General features: G+C 65.6%; 19 protein-coding genes. 4 read left to right on the forward strand and 15 right to left on the reverse strand.

Annotation, left to right across the window (positions count from 1 at the left end):
- Positions 1 to 9: 9 nt before the first annotated feature.
- A complete protein-coding gene (locus tag HZB49_RS14885) occupies positions 10 to 495 on the reverse strand; it encodes a transcriptional repressor (RefSeq protein ID WP_291612610.1) in 486 nt (161 codons plus the stop codon).
- A gap of 162 nt (positions 496 to 657) precedes the next feature.
- Between HZB49_RS14885 and HZB49_RS14890 the strand changes: the two genes are divergently transcribed.
- From HZB49_RS14890 to HZB49_RS14900, 3 genes are read left to right on the forward strand one after another with little or no spacing between them, the layout of a single operon-like run.
- A complete protein-coding gene (locus tag HZB49_RS14890; RefSeq protein ID WP_291612612.1) occupies positions 658 to 1,137 on the forward strand; it encodes a MarR family transcriptional regulator in 480 nt (159 codons plus the stop codon).
- Positions 1,130 to 2,302 carry an HlyD family secretion protein gene (locus HZB49_RS14895; RefSeq protein WP_291612614.1) on the forward strand — a complete coding sequence of 391 codons (1,173 nt, stop codon included), beginning with the start codon at positions 1,130 to 1,132 and terminating at the stop codon, positions 2,300 to 2,302. Before HZB49_RS14890 ends, HZB49_RS14895 begins: the two co-directional genes overlap by 8 nt.
- Before the next feature lie 7 nt (positions 2,303 to 2,309).
- A complete protein-coding gene (locus HZB49_RS14900; protein WP_291612616.1) occupies positions 2,310 to 3,869 on the forward strand; it encodes a DHA2 family efflux MFS transporter permease subunit in 1,560 nt (519 codons plus the stop codon).
- 4 nt (positions 3,870 to 3,873) lie between these two features.
- Here the strand turns inward: HZB49_RS14900 and HZB49_RS14905 are convergent, their stop codons facing one another.
- The 13 genes from HZB49_RS14905 to pcaF form a co-directional block, all read right to left on the reverse strand.
- Positions 3,874 to 4,260 carry a FixH family protein gene (locus HZB49_RS14905; protein ID WP_291612617.1) on the reverse strand — a complete coding sequence of 129 codons (387 nt, stop codon included), beginning with the start codon at positions 4,258 to 4,260 and terminating at the stop codon, positions 3,874 to 3,876.
- Between the two features lie 2 nt (positions 4,261 to 4,262).
- Positions 4,263 to 5,198 carry a branched-chain amino acid ABC transporter permease gene (locus HZB49_RS14910; protein WP_291612619.1) on the reverse strand — a complete coding sequence of 312 codons (936 nt, stop codon included), beginning with the start codon at positions 5,196 to 5,198 and terminating at the stop codon, positions 4,263 to 4,265.
- Entirely contained in the window at positions 5,183 to 6,094 is a 912-nt protein-coding gene (locus HZB49_RS14915; protein ID WP_291612621.1) for a branched-chain amino acid ABC transporter permease, read from the reverse strand. The genes HZB49_RS14910 and HZB49_RS14915 overlap by 16 nt, the downstream gene beginning before the upstream one ends.
- Positions 6,095 to 6,108: 14 nt before the next feature.
- Positions 6,109 to 6,837 carry an ABC transporter ATP-binding protein gene (locus HZB49_RS14920; protein WP_291612622.1) on the reverse strand — a complete coding sequence of 243 codons (729 nt, stop codon included), beginning with the start codon at positions 6,835 to 6,837 and terminating at the stop codon, positions 6,109 to 6,111.
- A complete protein-coding gene (locus tag HZB49_RS14925; RefSeq protein WP_291612624.1) occupies positions 6,837 to 7,586 on the reverse strand; it encodes an ABC transporter ATP-binding protein in 750 nt (249 codons plus the stop codon). Before HZB49_RS14925 ends, HZB49_RS14920 begins: the two co-directional genes overlap by 1 nt.
- Positions 7,561 to 8,490, reverse strand: a complete 930-nt coding sequence (locus tag HZB49_RS14930) for a branched-chain amino acid ABC transporter permease (RefSeq protein ID WP_291612626.1) — start codon at positions 8,488 to 8,490, stop codon at positions 7,561 to 7,563. The genes HZB49_RS14925 and HZB49_RS14930 overlap by 26 nt, the downstream gene beginning before the upstream one ends.
- A gap of 9 nt (positions 8,491 to 8,499) precedes the next feature.
- Positions 8,500 to 9,390, reverse strand: a complete 891-nt coding sequence (locus tag HZB49_RS14935; RefSeq protein WP_291612628.1) for a branched-chain amino acid ABC transporter permease — start codon at positions 9,388 to 9,390, stop codon at positions 8,500 to 8,502.
- A 158-nt stretch (positions 9,391 to 9,548) separates the two neighbouring features.
- Positions 9,549 to 10,748, reverse strand: coding sequence for an ABC transporter substrate-binding protein (locus HZB49_RS14940; protein WP_291612630.1), 1,200 nt, complete (start codon positions 10,746 to 10,748; stop codon positions 9,549 to 9,551).
- Positions 10,749 to 10,978: 230 nt separating this feature from the next.
- Positions 10,979 to 12,412, reverse strand: coding sequence for a 1-acyl-sn-glycerol-3-phosphate acyltransferase (locus HZB49_RS14945; protein WP_291612632.1), 1,434 nt, complete (start codon positions 12,410 to 12,412; stop codon positions 10,979 to 10,981).
- A 76-nt stretch (positions 12,413 to 12,488) separates the two neighbouring features.
- A complete protein-coding gene (locus HZB49_RS14950; protein ID WP_291612634.1) occupies positions 12,489 to 13,427 on the reverse strand; it encodes an alpha/beta hydrolase in 939 nt (312 codons plus the stop codon).
- Positions 13,424 to 14,341, reverse strand: coding sequence for a DMT family transporter (locus HZB49_RS14955; RefSeq protein ID WP_291612636.1), 918 nt, complete (start codon positions 14,339 to 14,341; stop codon positions 13,424 to 13,426). Before HZB49_RS14955 ends, HZB49_RS14950 begins: the two co-directional genes overlap by 4 nt.
- Positions 14,341 to 15,234, reverse strand: coding sequence for a dioxygenase (locus HZB49_RS14960; protein ID WP_291612638.1), 894 nt, complete (start codon positions 15,232 to 15,234; stop codon positions 14,341 to 14,343). The genes HZB49_RS14955 and HZB49_RS14960 overlap by 1 nt, the downstream gene beginning before the upstream one ends.
- 33 nt (positions 15,235 to 15,267) lie before the next feature.
- Positions 15,268 to 16,476 carry a 3-oxoadipyl-CoA thiolase gene (gene pcaF / locus HZB49_RS14965; protein WP_291612641.1) on the reverse strand — a complete coding sequence of 403 codons (1,209 nt, stop codon included), beginning with the start codon at positions 16,474 to 16,476 and terminating at the stop codon, positions 15,268 to 15,270.
- A 218-nt stretch (positions 16,477 to 16,694) separates the two neighbouring features.
- On the opposite strand from pcaF, the gene mutS reads away from it, so the two are divergent.
- Positions 16,695 to 19,427: a DNA mismatch repair protein MutS gene (mutS, locus tag HZB49_RS14970; RefSeq protein WP_291612643.1), complete on the forward strand. Its 2,733-nt coding sequence runs from the start codon at positions 16,695 to 16,697 to the stop codon at positions 19,425 to 19,427.
- 25 nt (positions 19,428 to 19,452) lie between these two features.
- Here mutS and HZB49_RS14975 read toward each other — a convergent pair whose 3' ends face one another.
- Positions 19,453 to 20,166, reverse strand: a complete 714-nt coding sequence (locus HZB49_RS14975) for a hypothetical protein (protein ID WP_291612645.1) — start codon at positions 20,164 to 20,166, stop codon at positions 19,453 to 19,455.
- Positions 20,167 to 20,252 lie beyond the last annotated feature (86 nt).

A 20,252-nucleotide genomic window follows, 5' to 3' on the forward strand; every position in this document is an offset into this window, starting at 1 on the left:
CCGGTCTTGTTACTTCTGGCAGTGCGCACAGGTGCCGGCGATCTCGACCACGCTCATTTTCGGCGCAAAGCCCGAGGCGCGCGCCGCCGCGCTGACGCTCCTCGCCACCGGCGCGGCCGGGATCTCGCCGACGGAGCCGCAGAGGTCGCAGATCAGGAACGCCACCATCGCGGTCTCGTCATGGTCGTGCGCGCAGGCAAGCCAGGCGTTGCGGCTCTCGATACGGTGCACGAGGCCGTTCTCCATCAGGAAGTCGAGCGCGCGATAGACCGTGATCGGCGCCGGGCGCGGCATCGACCTGGCGAGTTCGTCGATCACCTCGTAGGCGCCGAGCGGCTTGTGGCTCGACAGCAGCGCCTGCAGCACCTGACGGCGGATCGGGGTGAATTTCTGCGAGCGCTTCGCACAAACCGCTTCCGCATGCGCGATCGCTTCCGCAGTGCAGCGGCCGTGATCGTGATCGGGCGCGGGAAAAGCCGGTTTTGCCAGTGTCATTGCCCCGATTTGTAGCATTTTGGCCGGCAATGCCAAAGCCCGTGCGGTTGCGGCGCTTCAGCCATGCCCGCCCCGCAGGGCAGGCCCCGGTTAACACGCCATGCGGAATTCATAAGCTAGCTTATTATATCACAAGCTTACCGAGACAAGGCGAGGGCCAGGATGCGCGGTTCCGTGGATATGAACTTCCTGTTCACGCTCAGCGAGGTGCAGCGCATGGTGCGCGCCTGGGCCGACCGTGAAGCCGCGCGCTACGGCATCACCCGCGCGCAATGGGCCGTACTGGCCAAGATCGAGCGCAACGAGGGCATGAAGCAGTCGGAACTCGCCGAGCAGATGGAGATGCAGCCGATCACGCTGACGCGATTGATCGACAAGCTCTGCGACAATGGCTGGATCGAGCGCCGCGGTGACGAGAAGGACCGCCGCGTCAACCGCCTCTATCTGAAGAAGGCCGCGCGCCCGCTGCTCGGCAAGCTCGCCGGCCTGCGCTCGGAACTGACCGCGACCGCGCTCGAAGGCATCAATCCCGCCGACGCCCACCGCATGCTGGCGCAGCTGGAGGCCATCAAGGAGAACGTCCGCAACGCGATCCAGAATCCGTCCGCCGACGCCTCCGGAAAGGAGCAGCGTTATGGCTGATCCCGTTCTCAAATTCCCGCCGGAGCAGAAGGGCAATCCACCCTCGCCCGGACGCACGAAGCTCGCCGCCGAACCGCGCCGCCGCCTGATGGCGGGCCTGCGCCGCTACCGGCGCTTCCTGCTGCTGGTGGTGGTGCCGCTGGTGGCCGCGATGGCCGGCTTCACGCTGTATCTCAACGGCGGCCGTTACGTGACGACCGACGACGCCTATGTCGGTGCACAGAAGGTTCTGATCACGCCCGACGTCTCCGGCAAGATCGTCAGCATCGCGGTGAAGGAAGGCCAGATCGTCTCGCCCGGCGACGCCCTGTTCCAGATCGATCCCGTGCCCTATCAGCTGGCGCTGGCGCAGGCGCGCGCCAAGCTCGAGGACGCCAGGACCAATCACGCCAACCTGGTCGCCAACGTCAAGCTCTACTCGCAGACACTGGAAATCGTTGCCGCCGGCATCGAGATCAAGCAGCGCGACGTCGAGCGCAAGTCCTCGCTGGTCAAGAGCAATGTCGGCTCGCAGCTCGATCTCGACAAATCCTCGACCGATCTGGTCACGGCGCAGGCGCAACGGCAGCTGGTGCGGCAGCAGCGCTCCAACGCACTGACGCAACTGCTCGGCAATCCCGACTTGCCGCTGGAGGAATTCCCCGCTTTCCTGCAGGCAAAGGCCGCGCTCGACGACGCGCAACGCAATCTCGATCTCACCACGGTCCGCGCCCCGATCAACGGCACGGCGACGCAGGTCGAGCAGATCCAGCTCGGCCGCTTCGTCACCGCGGGCACGCCGGTGTTTTCGGTGATGGACGTCGGCAATCCCTGGGTCGACGCCAATCCGAAGGAAAGCGACTTCACTTATGTCGCGGTCGGACAAAGCGTCACGCTGGAGGTGGATGCGTTCCCCAACCACGTGTTCAAGGGCACCGTCGGCTCGCTGTCGCCGGGCACCGGCGCGCAATTCGCGATCCTGCCGCCGCAGAACGCCACCGGCAATTTCGTCAAGGTGGTGCAGCGCGTGCCGGTGCGGATCTATCTCGACAAGAACGACCGCATGGTGAAGAAGCTCAAGGCAGGCATGAGCGTCTACGCGACGATCGACACAAAGCACAAGCGCTCGCTCGCCCGCCTGTTCGGCCTGTCGGCAACGGCCAACTCGGATCACGACAAGGACTGATCCCGGCATGAACGCGACCGCGCAACCGTCCAGCATGGTTCCCGGCCTGCGCCGGAACATGGTGACGATCTGCGCCATGACCGCGACCATCATGCAGGCGCTGGACACCACCATCGCCAATGTGGCGCTGCCCTACATGCAGGGCACGCTGTCGGCCTCGCAGGACCAGATCAACTGGGTGCTGACCTCCTACATCGTCGCAGCCGCGATCATGACGGCCCCGGTCGGCTGGGTCGCCAACCGCTTCGGGCGCAAGCGCATCTTCATCATCTGCTCGGCCGGCTTCACCATCGCCTCGGTGCTGTGCGGCATCGCGCAGGACATCACGCAGATGGTGGCGTTCCGCCTGGCGCAGGGCGTGTTCGGCGCCGCGCTGGTGCCGTTGTCGCAGGCAGTGATGCTGGATTCCTACACGCTGCAGGAACGTGCCAAGGCGATGTCGATCTGGGGCATGGGCGTGATGATGGGCCCGATCATGGGCCCGTCGCTGGGCGCCTGGCTGACCGAAACCTATTCCTGGCACTGGGTGTTCCTGGTCAATTTGCCGTTCGGCATCTTCACCGTGCTCGGCCTCTTGATCTTCATGGACGAGACCAAAAAGGACCAGGCGCTGCGCTTCGACTGGTTCGGCTTTGCGGCGCTCGCGGTCGCGATCGGCTCGCTGCAGCTCGCGCTCGACCGCGGCGAGCAGCTCGGCTGGCTGGAGTCGAACGAGATCATCGCCGAGTTCATCATCTCGGCGGTCGGCTTCTACTATTTCTTTGCGCACTCCCTCACTGCCTCGTCGCCCTTCATCCAGTTCTCGCTGTTCAGGGACCGCAACTTCGTCACCGGCTGCATCTTCATGGCTGTCATGGGCCTCGTGCTCTATTCCACGATGGCACTGGCCTCGCCGTTCCTGCAGAACGTGATCGGCTATCCCGTCATCTCGGCAGGGCTGCTGCTGGCCACCCGCGGCTTCGGCACCTTCCTGTCCATGATGATGGTCGGCCGCCTGATGCGCTATATCGAGGCGCGCACGCTGATCGTCAGCGGGCTGTCGCTGACCGCCTGGACGCTCTACCACATGTCCGGATGGACCGATCAGACCGGCACGAACGAGATCGCGGCTATCAGCATCGCACAGGGATTCGGCTTCGGCCTCGTCTTCGTGCCGCTTTCGACCGTGGCGTTCCTGACGCTATCCCCTCACTTGCGCACCGACGGCACGTCGATGCTGACCCTGATGCGCAATGTCGCCAGCTCGATCGGCATCTCGATCGTGATCTCGCAGCTCACCGAAGGTTCGCGCCGCAACTACGCGATCCTCAACGAGCACATCAATCCGTTCAATCACGCCATCCAGATGCCGGATGTCCGCCGGCTGATCGACCTCTCCACCGACGCCGGCCGCGCCATGGCCGACGCAATGCTGAAGGCGCAGGCGCAGATCATCGCCTTCTCCCACGACTACCAGATGGTGACGCTGTTCATCCTCTGCTCCATCCCGCTCGCCATCATGATCGGCTCGACCAAGGCCACGCTGCGCAGGCAGTCGTCGCCGCCGGAGGATGCCATCATCGAGTAGCGGTTCACCGCTTCGGCTCGAACCGCATCGACTTGACGATGCGGTCCCTGACCTGGCCGGCGAGATCGACCCTGACCGCCCAGTCGCCGTACATTTCCAGTAGGATGCGGGCGCGATAGGCTCCCGGCTCGCCGCCAGGAGCGGCCTTGACGGGTTTGACGTTGTGAGCCATCGGCATCGACGGCATGTCGGCCCCGACCGTCACCTCGACGCCGGTCAGCGCCTCCCCGCTTCGCGAGTCCGACAGTTTGATCGCGCAGTCGTATTCGAGCGGTCTTGCGGTGGGTGTGCAGCTTACCTCTGCCTTGGCTTTGATGTCGGCCGCCAGTCCGCGCTCGACGGAGGCCAGTATGACAAGCAGCGACAGCGCCAGGTTCCGTGCAGCGATCATGGCTATTCCTTTCCGGGAGCGGTGGGGCTCGCGGGCGCCAGCGGTGGACGGCGGCCGAGCATGCGCCTTATCCGGTGCACCAGCCGCTCGTCGAGCAGCCCGCGCGGGCGTACGATCAGGAGCACCGCCACGAGCCCGCCGAACACGATCATGCGATAGCCGGCAAACCAGCGCGTCGACTCCAGGAAACCGATGTCGACGACGACGCCGAGCAACGGGCCGAGCGCGGTGCCGAGGCCGCCGATCAGGCCATAGGCCAGGCTGTGCACCCCGAGCATCACGTCGAAGATGGCGGGCTCGACATAGGTGGTGAGATGCGCATAGAGCCCGCCGCCGAGGCCGGCGATGGCGCCGGCCAGGCAGGCCGCAATCAACTTTGCGCGGATCACCGGGACACCATTGATCGCGGCGAGCACGTCGTCCTCCCCGATCATGCGGAAGGCGGTGCCGAGCCGCGACCGTTCGAGCAGGAGAAATCCAACCAGCGTCGCGCCGAGCAATCCATAGACGATCAGCATGAACTGGATCGCGCTGACGTCGTTCTCGAAGATATAGCGGATGTTGCGGAAGCCTTCGATGCCGTTCGGTCCGACCGGTTCGCCGTCCCGCACCACCTGGTAGCGGAACAGTTCAAACAGGATCCGCACGGCCTCCGCGAACGCCAGCGTGGCGATGGCGAATTGTAGCCCGTGCAGCCTCAGCGTCGGCAGCCCGACCAGCAGGGCGGCGGCGGCACCTGCCACAGCACCCGCGCCGAGCCCGACTGCGAACGGCAACTGCCACATCGCAGTGACGACGCCGGCCGTGTAGGCGCCGATGGCGAAGAAGGCCTGCTGGCCGAAGGAGATTTCCCCGGTCAGCAGCAGCAGATAGGCGGACAAGGCGACGAAGGAGATCACGCCGATATTGGAGAGAATGCCGATCAGGTGGTCGTCCATCGATCCCCCCGCTCGCCCTTGCTCCCCAGGATCGCCGTGGCGCCGAGGATGCCGCCCGGCCACAACACCAGCAGGACGAATAGCACGGCATAGGCGGCCAGATCGCGAACCTGCGGCCCGAACAGGCTCTGGCTGTGGACCTCGACGACGCCGAGAACCAGGCCGCCGACGATCGCCCCGGGGATCGAGCCGAGACCGCCGATCATCATGGCGATCAGCCCCTTCAACGTCGCCCACATCCCGAGCATCGCGGTGACCTGCTGGTTGGCCGACAGCACGAGAAAGCCGGCGACGCCGCCGATCGCCGACGCCAGCGCAAAGGCCTTCAACAACGTGCGCTGGACGTCGATCCCGGAAAGACTCGCCGCGACGCTGTTTTCGATGATGGCGCGCAAGCCCAGGCCGAACCGGGTGCGATAGAGCAGGACATGGAGAAAAGCCGTGATCGCCAGCATCGCGCCGAGCATGATCAGATAGTCGGGACGCACCACCAGCGGTCCCAGAGACCAGAGCTCACCGCCGGTCAGCGACGGGAACGGGTAGCTGTGGCGCGGCAGCATCAGCAGGCTAGCCTGTTCGAGCTGCATCCAGATGGCGAAGCTCGACACCATCGAGGCGACGCCCGCACCGACGCCGAGCGGCGCGAAGCAAAGCCGCTCGACATAGACCCCGGCCATCACCGAGCCTGCGACCGCGGCGATCGCCACAACGTAGGTCGGTGCGCCGAACTTGATGTAAAGAAGCGTGCCGAGATAGGCGCCGACCATGATCGAGGGCCCATAGCTCAGATTGAGCCGGCGCATGACGCCGAAGATCAGTGCGAAGCCGAGCGCAAGGAGCCCGTATGAGGAACCGACCATCAGACCGTCGAGCGTGGTCTGGATGAAGGGGATCATGGGCGCCAATCCGGTCAACCGGCTGAGCGGCGCGTGCCGAGATAGGCACGCTTGATGACTTCATCCTCCGCCAGTTCGCCGGGATTTCCGGAGAAGGTGACGCAACCCTGTTCCATCAGATAGAAATGGTGCGCAACCTGCAGCGCCAGATGGGCGTTCTGTTCGACCAGGAAGATCGTCACACCCTCGCGGTTCAGTTCGGCGATGATCCCGAAGATTTCCTTGACCACGATAGGAGCAAGCCCGAGCGACGGTTCATCCATCAGCAGAAGCCGCGGACGCGACATCAGCGCGCGCGCCACCGCCAGCATCTGCTGCTCGCCGCCGGACAGCGTTCCGGCAAGCTGCTCGCGGCGCTCCTTCAGCCGCGGAAAGCGCGCATACATCCGCTCGACGTCGGCGGCGACCTCGACGGAATCGCTGCGCTGGTAGGCGCCCGCCAGCAGGTTCTCGCGCACGCTCATCTGCGGAAACACCAGCCGGTTCTCCGGGACAAGCGCGACGCCGTTGCCGACGATACGGGCCGGCGAAAGGCCGACAAGCTCGCTGCCCTCGAGCTTGATCGAGCCCTGGCGCGGCTTCAAGAGGCCGGCAATCGTCATCATCAGCGTCGTCTTGCCCGCCCCGTTCGGCCCCAGCAGGCAGGTGATGCGGCCCCGGCTTGCGCTGAGCGAGACGCCCTTGAGCGCTTCGATCTTGCCGTAGGCCGTGACGATTTCGGCAATCTCCAGCATCGCCTCCATCACGCCGCCTCCGCCACGCCGAGATAGGCTTCCTGGACCAGCCGGTTGGTCTGCACCTCGTCCGGCGTACCCTCGGCGATCTTCTGTCCGAAATTGAGAACCGCGATGCGATCCGTCACCGCCATCACAAGCTCCATGTGATGCTCGATCAGCAGCACCGTCAGTCCATCCTGCTTCAGCTTGCGGATGCGGGCGTCGAGCTGGTCGATCTCCTCGGCGTTCATTCCGGCGGCCGGTTCGTCGAGCAGCAGCAGCACCGGCTTGGCGACGATGGCGCGCGCGAGTTCGAGCCGGCGCTGTTCGCCGAATGCGAGATTGCCCGCGAGTTCGTCGCGCTTGCCGGACAGGTCGGAAAACTCGAGGATCCGGTCGATTTCCTCGCGTGCGCGGCCCGGACCGCCAAGCCAGCGGCGCAGAATTCCTTCGCTCCGGTGTTCGGTCGAGTTCTGCGCCACCCACAGATTCTGCCAGACGCTGAGTTGGCCGAACAGCCGGATGTTCTGAAAGGTGCGGGTAACCCCGCGCGCAACCCGCACATGCGAGGCGAGCCCGGTAATGTCCTCGCCACGCAGCAGAACCTGGCCGGCGGTGGCCGGGAACAGCCCGCAGACGAGATTGACGACCGTCGACTTGCCGGAGCCGTTCGGACCGATCAGGCCGAACACCTCACCCTGCCGAACATGGAGGTCGAGACCGTCGACGGCGCGCACGCCGCCGAAATGCTTACTCAGCGCCTTGAGTTCGAGCATTGCCCGGCTCCCTGTTGCGAATCCGCATGCGTTTGACCGCAGCGATGGTGGCCGCATCGATGAGCCCGCGCGGCCTGACGTTCATGGCGAAGAGGATGAGGCCGCCGAACAGCAGGTTGCGCCAGTCGCCGAGGAAGCGCAGCCCCTCGATCAGAAAGGCCTGGACGAAGACGACGGCGATCAGGGTTCCGAACACGCTGGAAAGGCCGCCGAGGATGGGGTAGGCGATTGCGAAGGTGGCGAGCGCGACGCCGAACTGGGCGTGCTCGATGTGGGCGGTGTAATGGGCGAAGATTCCGCCGCCAAGGCCGGCAATGAAGCCGCCGACGGTCATCGCCGACACCTTGACCGCCGTCACGTTGATCCCGGCGCTCTGGGCCGCGACTTCGTCCTCACCGACGGCGCGCAGCACTGCGCCGGCGCGCGAACGGTCCATCCACCACAGCGCCGTCATCACCAGCGCGACGAATACCCAGATGAAGACCAGGACGTCGAGCGTCGACCAGCCGTTCTCCGGGAAGAACCTGATCTGCCGGAAGCCTTCGCCGCCTGCCGGGCCGATCTTCACTTCGCCCTTCGCAACCTGGTAGTCGAAGTTGAAGAAGAACAGCCGCACCGCCTCGCCGAACGCCAGCGTCGCGACCACCAGCATCAAGCCCCTGACGCGCAGCGCGGGAAAGCCGACCGCGCAGGCGGTTGCGCCGGCGACCAGCGAAGCGGCAGCAAGCGCGGGGACGATGTGCCAGCCGGCCAGCACCGTCAGCATCGCTGCGACATAGGCGCCGATGGCGAAGAACCCTGCCTGCGCGAGGCTGACCTGGCCGGTCAGCAGAACGCAATAGGCGGAGAGCCCCAGCAAGGTGTGGACGCCGACGATCTGGGCAAGCCCGAGATAGAAATCCATGCGGTCCCCTCAGTCCCGCCCGGCGGCGGGAGAGAAAATGCCACCCGGCCGGAACACCAGAAATACGAACAGCAGAAGCATGACGTAGAGGTCACGTTCGGTAACGCCGCGAAAATACTGAAACAGGTTCTCGAAACCGCCGACCAGCAGGCCGGCTATGATCGCGCCCGGAATTGAACCCAGTCCGCCGATCACGGTGACGATCAGGCCCTTGGTGGTGAGCGGCAGCGACAACAGCGGCGACAACACGCCGATGGCAGCCCCGATCATGGCGCCCGCGATGCCGCCGACCACGCCGGTGATGACGAAGGTCAGGCCGTTGATGCGCGGGATTGAAATTCCGCACAACTGCGCCGCGACGGACTGCTGCGCGACCGCGCGCGTCGCGATGCCAAGCTTGGTGCGATAGAGCAACACCAGCAGCAGCAGCATCGACAGGCAGCCCAGCGCGAACATGAACATCAGATCGCCGCGCAGGGTGAAAGATCCGGCATTGACGATCACGTCTGAGAACAGCGCGGGATAGGGCACGGGGATGCCCACGGTCGCGTGCACGATGATTTCGTCGATCAGCAGCAGCGCGCCGACCGTCGACATCAGCGTGGCGAGCGGATTGGCCTGTGGAATGAAGCGGAAGCAGACGACGTAGATCACGAAACCGATGATGCCGCCGGAGAGGCCCGCCAGCATGAATATGAAGATCGCAGGCGCCTTGACCACCGACAGGACGATCAGGCTGGCATAGGCCGCGCCGATCGACGCCGCGGCGTAGGACAGGTTGATCTTGTGCATGACGCCGAACACCAGCGTGAAGCCGATCCCGAGCAGTGAATAGGTTGCGCCGAACAGAACGCCATCGGCGATCGATTGCAGCGTGTCGATGACGTCGAGATAGGACATGCCTTGGGGATCCGGGCCGGTGAAGCTGAGTCATTTCGCGCCGAACAGCGGGTCGCGCCGAACAACGGGCCTTCATGATCCCGGAAATGGATCGCCGGCTCGTCGATGCCGCCGGCGGGGCGAGCCGGGTCAAGACCGGCTCGCCCCGCCGTGCGTGGTCAGGATCCCGGCCGATGCAGAACCTTCCAGGTGCTGTCCTTGGCATGGACGAACAGGAACGGCTTGATCGCTTCGCGATCGGCCGTCCGGCCGACCTTGCCGAGCAGACCGTCAGTCTCCTTCAATGCCGCGAGCCCCGCGCGCATCTTCTCGCGATCCGCGGCAACCGTGTCAGGCTTGCCCATGACCTTCTGGGACTCGATCACGGTTTTCAGGATGAAACCGATCTCGTATGCCGCAGCGCTGTGCAGATCGGCGCTGCCGCCGAACTTGGCAACCTGCTCGGCGGCCTTGGCGGCTTCCGGGGTGACCGGCGCAAAGCTGGTCGGGATCACGATGCCTTCGGCTTGCACGCCGCAGCCCTGCAGCGTTTCGATCGACGACGACGAGGTGAGGCCGATCAGCAGCTTCGGCTTGACGCCCTGGCGCTGCATTTCCTTGAGCACGCCGCAGGTCGTGAACGGATGGGCGGAAATCGCCACCACGTCCGCGTTGGCGCGCTTCATCTCGCGCACCTGGGTCGAGAACGTCGTGTCGTTCAGGAGCCACTCGCCCTGTCCCAGCAGCTGGAGGCCGCCGGCCTCGGCCTGTGCCTTGATGACGCCGAAGGTGGCGTTGGAATGCGCGAAGTCCTTCTCCACGCCGCCGTAGATCGTCTTGACGTCCGGGTACTGCGTCTTCACCCAGGCGAACAACGACTTGTACATCTCGAACTCGCTCGGCACGTTGCGGAATGCCCACTCCGAAATCTTGGCAAGTCCGCCCTTCGCCGCGACGTCGGCGATGATCGGAAACTGCAGCCCCGAGTCAGAGCTGTCGCCGACCTTCTTCTGCAGAATGCCGAACAGCGATTCGGCGACATTCGAGCAGGTCGGCCCGACCGCAATGATCGCCTCCGTGGAGGCGATGCGGCGCACGACGGAAATGCCTTCTTCGGCATTGCAGCGATCATCGTAGTATTCGAGGGCGATCTTGCCCTTGGTGCCGTCGCCGAGCGTGACACCGCCGGCATTGTTGATCTGCTCGAGCGCGGCCTTCAGCGCCGCTTCGCTGTTGATGCCGAAGACGCGCACGACACCGGACTTGGCGCCGAAGCCTGCGATCTTGACCGCACGCTCCTGCGCTTCGGCGGGTACGGCAACGACGGCTCCGGCGAATGCGCCCAGAGCAGCAATGATAGTCAGAGACTTCTTGATCATGACGTTTCCCTCCCGATCGGCGACCGCATCGTAGGCGGCGAAATCTGCAATTATCCGGAACTTGGCGCCCGGTTCTAGTGCGGGAATATCGTCGGATAGCGACACCTTGAGCATGGTCCCGCGAAGCGATGGCGTGAGTTTCGGATACCGCTGTCCAACCTGTCAAGCCAATTGCCGGGCCGGCTGCCGCCCGCCAGCCGCGATCCTCCGCCGCCAGGAGCTCCGGCGGATCATGGCGCCGGCTTCGCCGTATGCTCGAACAAATGCGCAATGGCATTGGCGTAGTATTTCAGCAGCATCAACTCATTCGGATTGACGCGGTAATTGCCGTCTTCCTCCAGAACGAGATGGCGCAGCGTCAGCATGCGCAAGCCCACCGAGATCGCGTAGTCGCGGTCGGTGCGGGGTATGTGGACGTAGCTGCCGCGGCGCTCCAGCTCGCCGATCAGGTTCGAGACGCGCTGCTTGATGTCGAGCAGGGATAGCGGGGTGTCGCCGGCCTCCAGCATCGCGGTCGAGACCAGCGAGACCGGCAGCGCCGGAACCACGCGACCGACGGCCTGCATCAGGCTGTTTCCCAGCTTTTCGGTCTCGGCATGCCGCGCTTCCGGACCCAGCAGGCGGAAATCGATTCCGGCTTCCGACACATATTTGCGCAACGACACCGGCTCGCCGAAACTGACGCAGGTGTAGCCGAAGCGATACCACTCGCCGCGTATCGCCATCCAGATGTGGTGGAAGACGTGACTTGCAAAGACGGCGGCGTTGAATCCGAACACCGGCTTCTTGCCCGGCTCGGCGCTGGCGGCTGACGTGAGCATGCGGTCTTCCAGCACCCGGTCATAGTTGACCGCGACCGGGACGAACACGACGTCGCGCGGCCCGAGCGGATCGAAGCCGGACACCATGTAGCTCAGGAGCCCGAACTTCGGCGGACGCAGCCTGCCGTCGCGGCTCAGGCCGCCTTCCGGGAAGATCGCCTGGGTCACGCCGGCCGACGTCGCCATGTGCACGTAGCGCGCAAGAACCTTGCGATAGAGCGCCTCGCGGGAATCGCGGTTGATGAAATAGGCCCCCATCGACTTGATCAGCCCGCGCAGCCCCCAGACCTGCGCCCATTCGCCGACGGCATAGCTCAATGCCGACGAGGTCGCCGCGACATAGGTCACCAGCACGTAGTCCATGTTGGAGCGGTGGTTGATGACGAAAATGACGGACGACGACGGATCCACCGCGGCGAGCGCGTCGTCGTTGCGATAGCCGATGCGGACACGATAGAGCATTTGCGAAATGCTGCGGGCGATGCGGGTGCCGATGCGGAAATAGGCGTAGGCGCTGAACGACGGCACGATCTCGGCGGCGTAGCGCTTCACCTTCTCCATCGAGACTTCGCGCGGCACGCCGGCCTCGCTCGCATACTCGTCGGCGGCATGCAGCACCTCGGGATCGAACACCAGGCGATCGATCAGCACCTGGCGCTTGGTCAGCTTGAACGGCTGGATGCGCAGCTTGAGGCGGGTATTGAGTTCTTCGATCGCGCGGTTGGCGCGCCGCCGCACCGCCCAGCGCACGCTCGGCACCAGGATGCGATCGATCGCAGCCCACGCCGCCAGCAATGCCAGTATGATGGCTGCCCACAGCGGAAGGGTAACTTGCGTCCCCATATCGATCCCCCCTCGGGGACGCAGGATACCATCGAGGCGACACCGGGCTGCAAGGGCTTTGTTGCCGAATGCTCGCCTAAATCGACGGCCCCGACACGAAGGCATCGAACGCTGCCCACAGCTGCGCGCGAAAACCATCCTGCTCCTGCAGGATCTCGTGCCTGGCTCCCTCGATCAAGCGATGCGATCCAGAGGGAAGCCGCGCGGCAAATCGCCCGATCGCGGCCGACGACACAATGCTGTCCGCGCCCGCCGCCAGCATCAGCGTCGGCTGATCGACTTGCAGCGGGTAGTCGGCGGCCCCGAACGCAGCCACCGTATCGAACGCCGCGTCCAGCCATGCCACGGTTGGCCCGGCAATCCCGAGCGTCGGGTCGTTGGCGACAACAGCGGCGTTGCGTGCGTAACGCGCGGGGTCGGAAGTCAGTGGATTGCCGGCAAAGCGCGACGTCCGCCCGCCATCGATGTTGCCGCCCGGAACAAAGCGCTCGCCGAGGCCGGCGAGGCGCAAAGCGCGGATCAGGATGCGAAGCGGCCGCGCGATCCAGGCGCGGGGAAAATCGACCATCGGGGCAACGAGCACGGCGCGCTCGAACCAGCGCTTGCCGGAATGCGCGGCGCGCAGCACGACCACTCCGCCCATCGAATGGGTAAGTGCAAAATGAGGCCGCGGACAATTCGGCAGCACCACCTGCTGCATGAACGTCTCGAGGTCGGCCTCGTACTCCCCGAAGTTCCCGACATGCCCCTTGCGCGCATCCGGCAGTTGGCGAGACGAATGCCCCTGCCCCCGCCAGTCCATGACGGCGACCGCAAAGCCGCGTTGCCGGAGGTCGTTGACCGTCTCGAAATATTTCTCGATGAACTCGCCGCGACCGCCGAAGACGCAGACCGTTCCCTTGCCGGATGTCGAATCCCAGCGCGCGAAGCGCAACTCGACGCCATCAGGCGTCCTCAGCTTGCCGACGATGGCGCCATCGGGAATCGGGTTGCCTGGCATGGAGATGAGCGTCATGCCGCGGCACCGCCGCCGGATTTGCGGCGCAGGCTCAGCCACATGCCGCCAAGCGACAAGGCGCCGCCGATCAGGTGAACGATGGTCGGCGCCTCGCCGAGGAAGATGATCGAGAGCACCGCCCCGACCACGGGGCCGAGATACATGCTGAGCGACGTCGAAAGCGCGCCGAACGCCGAGCCGAAATATGAATAGGCGGAATAGGCAAACAGGCCCGGCACGAGGCCGGCAAAGAGATATACTTCCGCCGCCTTGAGGCTCAGCACGGCCGATGGATCGGACCACATCTCGTGGATGGCGAAGGGCAGCGAGAACAGCGCCCCCGCAGCCGCAAACATGCCGATGCGCGCAAGAAAGCTCACGCCGGCTCCGATGCGGTTCTGCACCAGCGTGTAGCCGGCCCAGCCGAGCATCGCGAACACCACCAGAATATCGCCCTGGGTCAGGCCATGCTCGCCCGACGTTTGCCCGCGCGTGATGACGAGCACCGCGCCCGACAGCGCGATGATCATGCCGATGATCTGCCAGCGGTTGACCTTCTCCAGTCCCATCACCAGCGAGAAAAGCAGCACCATCAGCGGCGCCATCGCCATGATCAGCGCGAGATTGATCGCCGAAGTGGTCGTGCCGGCGAGGTAAACCGGACCGCCGCAAACGAACATGCCGAGAAAGCCGGCGGCTGCGATACCGAGCCCTTCCTTGCGCAGGATTCCCGGCTGCTGGCGTAGCGCGGCGACGATCAGCGGCGAGAGGCCGACCGCGACGATCGACCAGCGGAAGAACGCGATGGAGAACGGCGGCACGGAGCCGGCGACGCCGCGCGCCAGGATCATGTTGGAGACCTGCGCGGTCGCGAGCACGAGAAAGCCGAGCAGGCCCAGCACCTCCCGCACCTTGCCGGATTTCAATTGCATCATTTGATCGGCGGACGCGGCAACACCGCCTCACCCGCTTCCAGCCGCCAGGTGTGGTCGAGCGAGTACCAAGGCGCGGCGACGTCTTGCGCGGCCGGATGCGGTCCGTCATGCCGCACGAATTTTCCGATCAGCGCGCGCGTCACGCCGAACTGCGTATCGCTCTCGATATTGGGATCGGCGGGATCGTAGACCTGCGAGATCAGCACCTTGAAGCCGGGCTTGAAGATCAGGGCATGCAGATGCGCGGGGCGGTAGGGATGACGGCCCTGCGCCTTCAGCAGGCGGCCGACCACGCCGTCGGTCGGAATGGGATAACCGACGAACATCACCGAGCGGAAGGCGAAGCGGCCGTCGGCATCGGTCGTGAACTTGCCGCGCAGGTTCATGTCGGCCTGCCCGGCATCCTGGTTCTCGTAGAGCCCCACCGGCGAAGCGTGCCAGACGTCGACCTCGGCGCCCGCGATGGCGCGGCCATCCCTGTCGACCACCCTCCCGTTCACGAACAGCGGCGCGCCCGGCGTGTCGGAGCGGACGATCGAGCCGCCGTTATCGACCCGCGGCGAGTTCAGCCGCCAGAACGGCCCGAGCAGCGACTGGTCGGTCTCGGTATTGCCGTTGTCGCCATTGTTGAGCAGGCAAACCAGCGAGGAGACGCCGAGCGAGCCGGCCATCAGCACGAATTCGTTATGGGTGTCGTTGGTGAGCCGGCCCATCTCGGCTAGGATGGCCGTGGCCTCGCGGAATTCCGCTTCGGTCAGTCTTGTGTCGCGAACGAAACCGTGCAGATGCCTGACCAGCGAGACCATGATCTCGCGCAGCCGCGGATCGGCGGCGCGCTGCATCGCCGCCAGCGCCGCCGCCGTCACATCCTGCTCGCGCTCGATGATCATGGCGCCTCCACTGTCACGGCGGCGCCGCCGCGGTTAATTCAGCTTCTCGATCGCGAGCGCGACGCCCTGGCCGACGCCGACGCACATGGTGGCGAGCGCGAGCTTGCCGCCGCGCTTCTCCATGCCGTGCACCGCCGTCATCGCCAGCCGCGCGCCGCTCATGCCCAGGGGATGACCGAGTGCGATCGCGCCGCCATGCGGGTTGACGAAATCGGCGTCGTCCTTGACGCCGAGTTGCCGCAGGCACGCGATGCCCTGCGAGGCGAAAGCTTCGTTGAGCTCGATCAGGTCGAAATCGCTGACCTTGATGCCGAGCCGCTCCACCAGCTTCTTCGTCGCCGGTACCGGGCCGATGCCCATGATGCGCGGCGGCACCGCGGCCGATGCGAGCCCGAGGATGCGCGCACGCGGCGTCAGGCCGTGCTTCTTCACCGCGGCTTCCGAGGCGAGGATCATCGCGGCGGCGCCGTCATTGACGCCGGATGCGTTGCCCGCTGTGACGGTGCCGGGATTGCGCACGATCGGTTTCAATTTCGAGAGACCCTCCAGCGTGGTCTCGGGACGCGGATGCTCGTCCTTGTCGACGATCACGGGACCGGCCTTGCCGCCGGGCACCGAGATCGGCGTGATTTCCTCGGCGAAATAGCCGGATGCGATCGCCGCGCCCGCGCGCTGCTGCGAGCGGATCGCCATCGCGTCCTGGTCGGCACGCGAGACCTGGAATTCCTCCGCGACGTTCTCGCCGGTTTCCGGCATCGCATCGACGCCATACTGCGCCTTCATCAGGGGATTGATGAAGCGCCAGCCGATCGTGGTGTCGAAAATGTCGGCCGTGCGCGCAAAGGCTTCCGGCGCCTTGCCCATCACGAACGGCGCCCGGGTCATCGATTCGACGCCGCCGGCAATCGCGAACTCGATCTCGCCGGCGCGGATGGCGCGGCCCGCGGCGCCGACCGCATCGAGGCCGGAAGCGCAGAGGCGGTTCAGCGTCTGGCCGGGAACCGTCTCCGGCATGCCGGCCAGCAAGAGCGCCATGCGCGCGACGTTGCGGTTGTCCTCGCCGGCCTGGTTGGCGCAGCCGAAAAACACCTCGTCCACCTGCGACCAGTCGAGCTTCGGATGTTTCGCCATCAGCGCCTTGATCGGGGCGGCCGCGAGATCGTCGGCGCGCACCTTGGCGAGCGAGCCGCCGAAACGGCCGATCGGAGTACGCACGGCATCGCAAATAAAGACATCACGCATCGATTCTCTCCCAAAATGCCGCGCTTTCTCGCGCCTGATGACGGGTTGAGGCGAGTTGTAGGAGCGCCCCTGCGGCAGGTCAATCGACCGCGATGCCTCAACCGGGCGCATTGCCGCGATGCCCGCCATGCGGAATAGCCGTGGATCAGGTGGAAAACGCCGCTCGCAGGGGCAAAGCGGTAGGACCGCGCGGCGAAATTCTGTAATTTCCGCTGCCCATGACCGTCCAGAAGGCCATCCCTGCCCCCGCGCCATCAGAGCCTGCTTCCACGCAGGAACCGCCTGCGCGCGTGACGCCGATGATGGAACAATACCTGGAGATCAAGGCCGCCAACCCCGGCCTCCTGCTGTTCTACCGGATGGGTGATTTCTACGAGCTGTTCTTCGAGGACGCCGAGATCGCCTCGAAAGCGCTCGGCATCATGCTGACCAAGCGCGGCAAGCATCAGGGGCAGGACATCCCGATGTGCGGGGTGCCGGTGGAGCGCTCCGACGACTATCTGCACCGGCTGATCGCACAGGGTTTTCGCGTGGCGGTCTGCGAGCAGATGGAAGACCCGGCCGCGGCAAAGGCGCGTGGCAACAAGAGCGTGGTCCGCCGCGACGTGGTGCGGCTGGTGACACCGGGCACGCTGACCGAAGACACGCTGCTCGATGCCCGCACCAACAACTATTTGCTGGCGGTCGCGCGGGCGCGCTCGTCCTCCGGCGGCGACCGCTTCGGGCTCGCCTGGATCGATATCTCGACCTCCGAATTCATGGTGACGGAATGCGCAGGCAGCGAACTCGCCGCGACGCTGGCGCGCATCAATCCCAATGAAGCGATCGTTGCGGACGCGCTCTATTCCGACACCGAGCTGGCGCCGGTCTTGCGCGAATTGACCGCGGTGACGCCGCTGACCCGCGACGTCTTCGATGGCGCCACCGCCGAGCGGCGGCTGTGCGACTATTTTGCGGTCGCCACCATGGACGGCCTGGCCGCCATGTCGCGGCTGGAAGCGACCGCTGCGGCCGCCGCCGTCACCTATATCGACCGCACGCAGGTCGGAAAGCGCCCGCCGCTGTCGCCGCCGGCACGCGAGGCCGCCGGCACCACCATGGCGATCGATCCGGCGACCCGCGCCAATCTCGAACTGACGCGCACGCTCGCCGGCGAGCGCCGCGGCTCGCTGCTCGATGCCATCGACTGCACGGTGACGCCGGCGGGATCGCGGTTGCTGGCACAGCGGCTCGCGGCGCCGTTGACCGACAGCGCCACCATCGCGCGGCGGCTCGATGCGGTCGCCGAGTTCGTCGCCGACAGCGCTGCGCGAGAGGATATCCGCGATGCCCTGCGCAATGCGCCGGACATGTCGCGGGCGCTGGCGCGCCTCTCCGTCGGCCGTGGCGGCCCCCGTGATCTGGCCGGGCTTCGCGACGGCATCCTGGCCGCCGACCAGGCGCTGACGCGGCTGGAATGGCTCGATGATCCCCCGGCGGAAATTGCGGCCGTGATGGATGCGCTGCGCCGTCCCTCGCGCGACCTTGCAGCGGAATTTGCGCGTGCGCTGGCCGACCACTTGCCGCTGGTCAAGCGCGACGGCGGTTTCGTGCGCGAGGGCTACGAGCCCGCGCTGGACGAGACGCGCAGCCTGCGCGATGCCTCCCGCCTCGTGGTGGCGGCGATGCAGGCGCGCTACGCCGATGACACCTCCATCAAGGGCCTGAAGATCCGGCACAACAATGTGCTCGGCTATTTCGTCGAAGTCACCGCCCAGCACGGCGACAAGCTGATGTCGCCGCCGCTGAACGCGACCTTCATCCATCGCCAGACGCTGGCCGGGCAAGTCCGCTTCACCACATCGGAGCTCGGCGAGATCGAAGCCAAGATTGCCAATGCCGGCGACCGCGCGCTGGGGCTGGAGCTGGAAATTTTCGACCGCCTTTCCGCGATGGCGCTCGCTGCCAGCGACGATCTGCGCGCCGCCGCGCATGCCTTTGCCATGCTGGATGTCGCAACCGCGCTTGCAAGGCTCGCGGTCGATGACAATTATGTGCGCCCCGACGTCGATCATTCCCTGTCGTTTGCGGTGGAAGGCGGCAGGCATCCCGTGGTCGAGCAGGCGCTGAAGCGCGACGGCCAGCCGTTCATCGCCAATTCCTGCGACCTCTCGCCGGGGCCGTCACAGAACAACGGCCAGCTCTGGCTGGTCACCGGTCCCAACATGGCCGGCAAATCGACCTTCCTGCGCCAGAACGCGCTGATCGCGCTGCTGGCACAGATCGGCTCCTTCGTGCCGGCAACGCGTGCGCGCATCGGCATCATCGACCGCCTGTTCTCGCGCGTCGGAGCCGCCGACGATCTCGCCCGCGGCCGTTCCACCTTCATGGTCGAGATGGTCGAGACCGCCGTCATCCTCAACCAGGCGAGCGAGCGCTCGCTTGTCATCCTCGACGAGATCGGCCGCGGCACCGCCACCTTCGACGGCCTCTCGATCGCATGGGCCGCGATCGAGCATCTGCATGAGGCCAACCGCTGCCGCACGCTGTTCGCCACGCATTATCACGAACTGACCGCGCTCTCAGCGAAACTGCCGCGGATGTTCAACGCGACGGTGCGGGTGAAGGAATGGCAGGGCGACGTCGTGTTCCTGCACGAGGTGCTGCCCGGCTCGGCCGACCGCTCCTACGGCATCCAGGTGGCGAAACTCGCCGGCCTGCCGCCCGCCGTGATCGCCCGCGCCAAATCGGTGCTGGCAAAACTCGAAGCGCAAGACCGCGGCCAGACCGCCCGCGCGCTGGTCGACGACCTCCCATTGTTCGCGGTCCCCTCGCGCGCCGCGGCCGAGAATGCGCCGCCGAGCGAGGCCGAGCAATTGATGGAAGCCGTGAAGGCGCTGCACCCCGACGAAATGTCGCCGCGCGAAGCGCTCGAGGCGCTCTATGCGCTGAAGGCCAAGCTGCCGAAATAACTCGTCGCAATGACGGAGAGGCCACTCAGCGGCCCGTTTTGGCAAACGGCTCGATCAACTTCAAGGTGGCGGCGAGGCGGATGCTGCGCTTGCCGGCCAGCGCGGTCGCTTCTATTTCGGCGCCCTCGGCATCGCAGCGGCCGGAGAAGCCGATGCCCACCTCATAGCCGCCGAACAAGGGGTGCGCGCTCTTCGCCGGCGTGTGTTCCTGATTGACGAACTCGCCCTTCCAGCGGCCGTTCGCCGAAGAGTAGGCGCCGAGATAATAGAAGAAGGCATCGCCGCCGAGAATGCGGCCGTCATGCAGAAGCATCACGCCGGTGTGGCCGCCGGCAATCCCGTCCAGCATCCGGATGTCGATCGAATACAATCCGCTGACGATGCCGCCCTCGCCGACCCAACCTGCCGGCGGAACGTCGTCGTCGCCGAGCGGCGTCATCACGGCACGAAACAGCGAGGCGTCCTCCACCACGTCTCCTTCGAAACGCCAGAGTTTGCCCTGCGGCCTGCCGCGGATGTGAATGGTGACTGCATCAGAACTGACCAGCGACCGGCGCTGCGGCGACCGGCTATGGCGCCGGGTCCTGAGCCTCGCGACGATTTCGCCGTCCACATTCTCGTAGGTGCCGAAATGGGCGAATGCCGTGTTGCCGCCGAGCATTTTCCCGGCATGCGCGTACAGCACGCTGCGGCCGGAGCCGTCGTTGATGTCGTATTCGACCTTGTACAATCCCTCCACCGCGCGCCCCGGTCCTGCTGGGCTGCTACCTTAGCGGGTCTGCCGGCATCGGTAACTATCGATGCTGACGCAGGCCTGAAGTCCCA

Origin of the sequence: Bradyrhizobium sp., assembly GCF_016219575.1 — a bacterium.
Classification (GTDB): Bacteria; Pseudomonadota; Alphaproteobacteria; order Rhizobiales; family Xanthobacteraceae; genus Bradyrhizobium.

What these genes read in the sequence shown, in the direction of transcription:
- HZB49_RS14920 (WP_291612622.1), bottom strand. Translation starts at nt 6,837, where the DNA reads ATGGAGGCGATGCTGGAGATTGCCGAAATCGTCACGGCCTACGGCAAG.
- HZB49_RS14935 (WP_291612628.1), bottom strand. Translation starts at nt 9,390, where the DNA reads ATGTCCTATCTCGACGTCATCGACACGCTGCAATCGATCGCCGATGGC.
- HZB49_RS14915 (WP_291612621.1), bottom strand. Translation starts at nt 6,094, where the DNA reads ATGATCCCCTTCATCCAGACCACGCTCGACGGTCTGATGGTCGGTTCC.
- HZB49_RS14910 (WP_291612619.1), bottom strand. Translation starts at nt 5,198, where the DNA reads ATGGACGACCACCTGATCGGCATTCTCTCCAATATCGGCGTGATCTCC.
- HZB49_RS14895 (WP_291612614.1), top strand. Translation starts at nt 1,130, where the DNA reads ATGGCTGATCCCGTTCTCAAATTCCCGCCGGAGCAGAAGGGCAATCCA.
- HZB49_RS14955 (WP_291612636.1), bottom strand. Translation starts at nt 14,341, where the DNA reads ATGCAATTGAAATCCGGCAAGGTGCGGGAGGTGCTGGGCCTGCTCGGC.
- HZB49_RS14950 (WP_291612634.1), bottom strand. Translation starts at nt 13,427, where the DNA reads ATGACGCTCATCTCCATGCCAGGCAACCCGATTCCCGATGGCGCCATC.
- HZB49_RS14930 (WP_291612626.1), bottom strand. Translation starts at nt 8,490, where the DNA reads ATGGATTTCTATCTCGGGCTTGCCCAGATCGTCGGCGTCCACACCTTG.
- HZB49_RS14905 (WP_291612617.1), bottom strand. Translation starts at nt 4,260, where the DNA reads ATGATCGCTGCACGGAACCTGGCGCTGTCGCTGCTTGTCATACTGGCC.
- pcaF (WP_291612641.1), bottom strand. Translation starts at nt 16,476, where the DNA reads ATGCGTGATGTCTTTATTTGCGATGCCGTGCGTACTCCGATCGGCCGT.
- HZB49_RS14900 (WP_291612616.1), top strand. Translation starts at nt 2,310, where the DNA reads ATGAACGCGACCGCGCAACCGTCCAGCATGGTTCCCGGCCTGCGCCGG.
- HZB49_RS14940 (WP_291612630.1), bottom strand. Translation starts at nt 10,748, where the DNA reads ATGATCAAGAAGTCTCTGACTATCATTGCTGCTCTGGGCGCATTCGCC.
- HZB49_RS14925 (WP_291612624.1), bottom strand. Translation starts at nt 7,586, where the DNA reads ATGCTCGAACTCAAGGCGCTGAGTAAGCATTTCGGCGGCGTGCGCGCC.
- HZB49_RS14890 (WP_291612612.1), top strand. Translation starts at nt 658, where the DNA reads ATGCGCGGTTCCGTGGATATGAACTTCCTGTTCACGCTCAGCGAGGTG.
- HZB49_RS14945 (WP_291612632.1), bottom strand. Translation starts at nt 12,412, where the DNA reads ATGGGGACGCAAGTTACCCTTCCGCTGTGGGCAGCCATCATACTGGCA.
- mutS (WP_291612643.1), top strand. Translation starts at nt 16,695, where the DNA reads ATGACCGTCCAGAAGGCCATCCCTGCCCCCGCGCCATCAGAGCCTGCT.
- HZB49_RS14885 (WP_291612610.1), bottom strand. Translation starts at nt 495, where the DNA reads ATGACACTGGCAAAACCGGCTTTTCCCGCGCCCGATCACGATCACGGC.
- HZB49_RS14960 (WP_291612638.1), bottom strand. Translation starts at nt 15,234, where the DNA reads ATGATCATCGAGCGCGAGCAGGATGTGACGGCGGCGGCGCTGGCGGCG.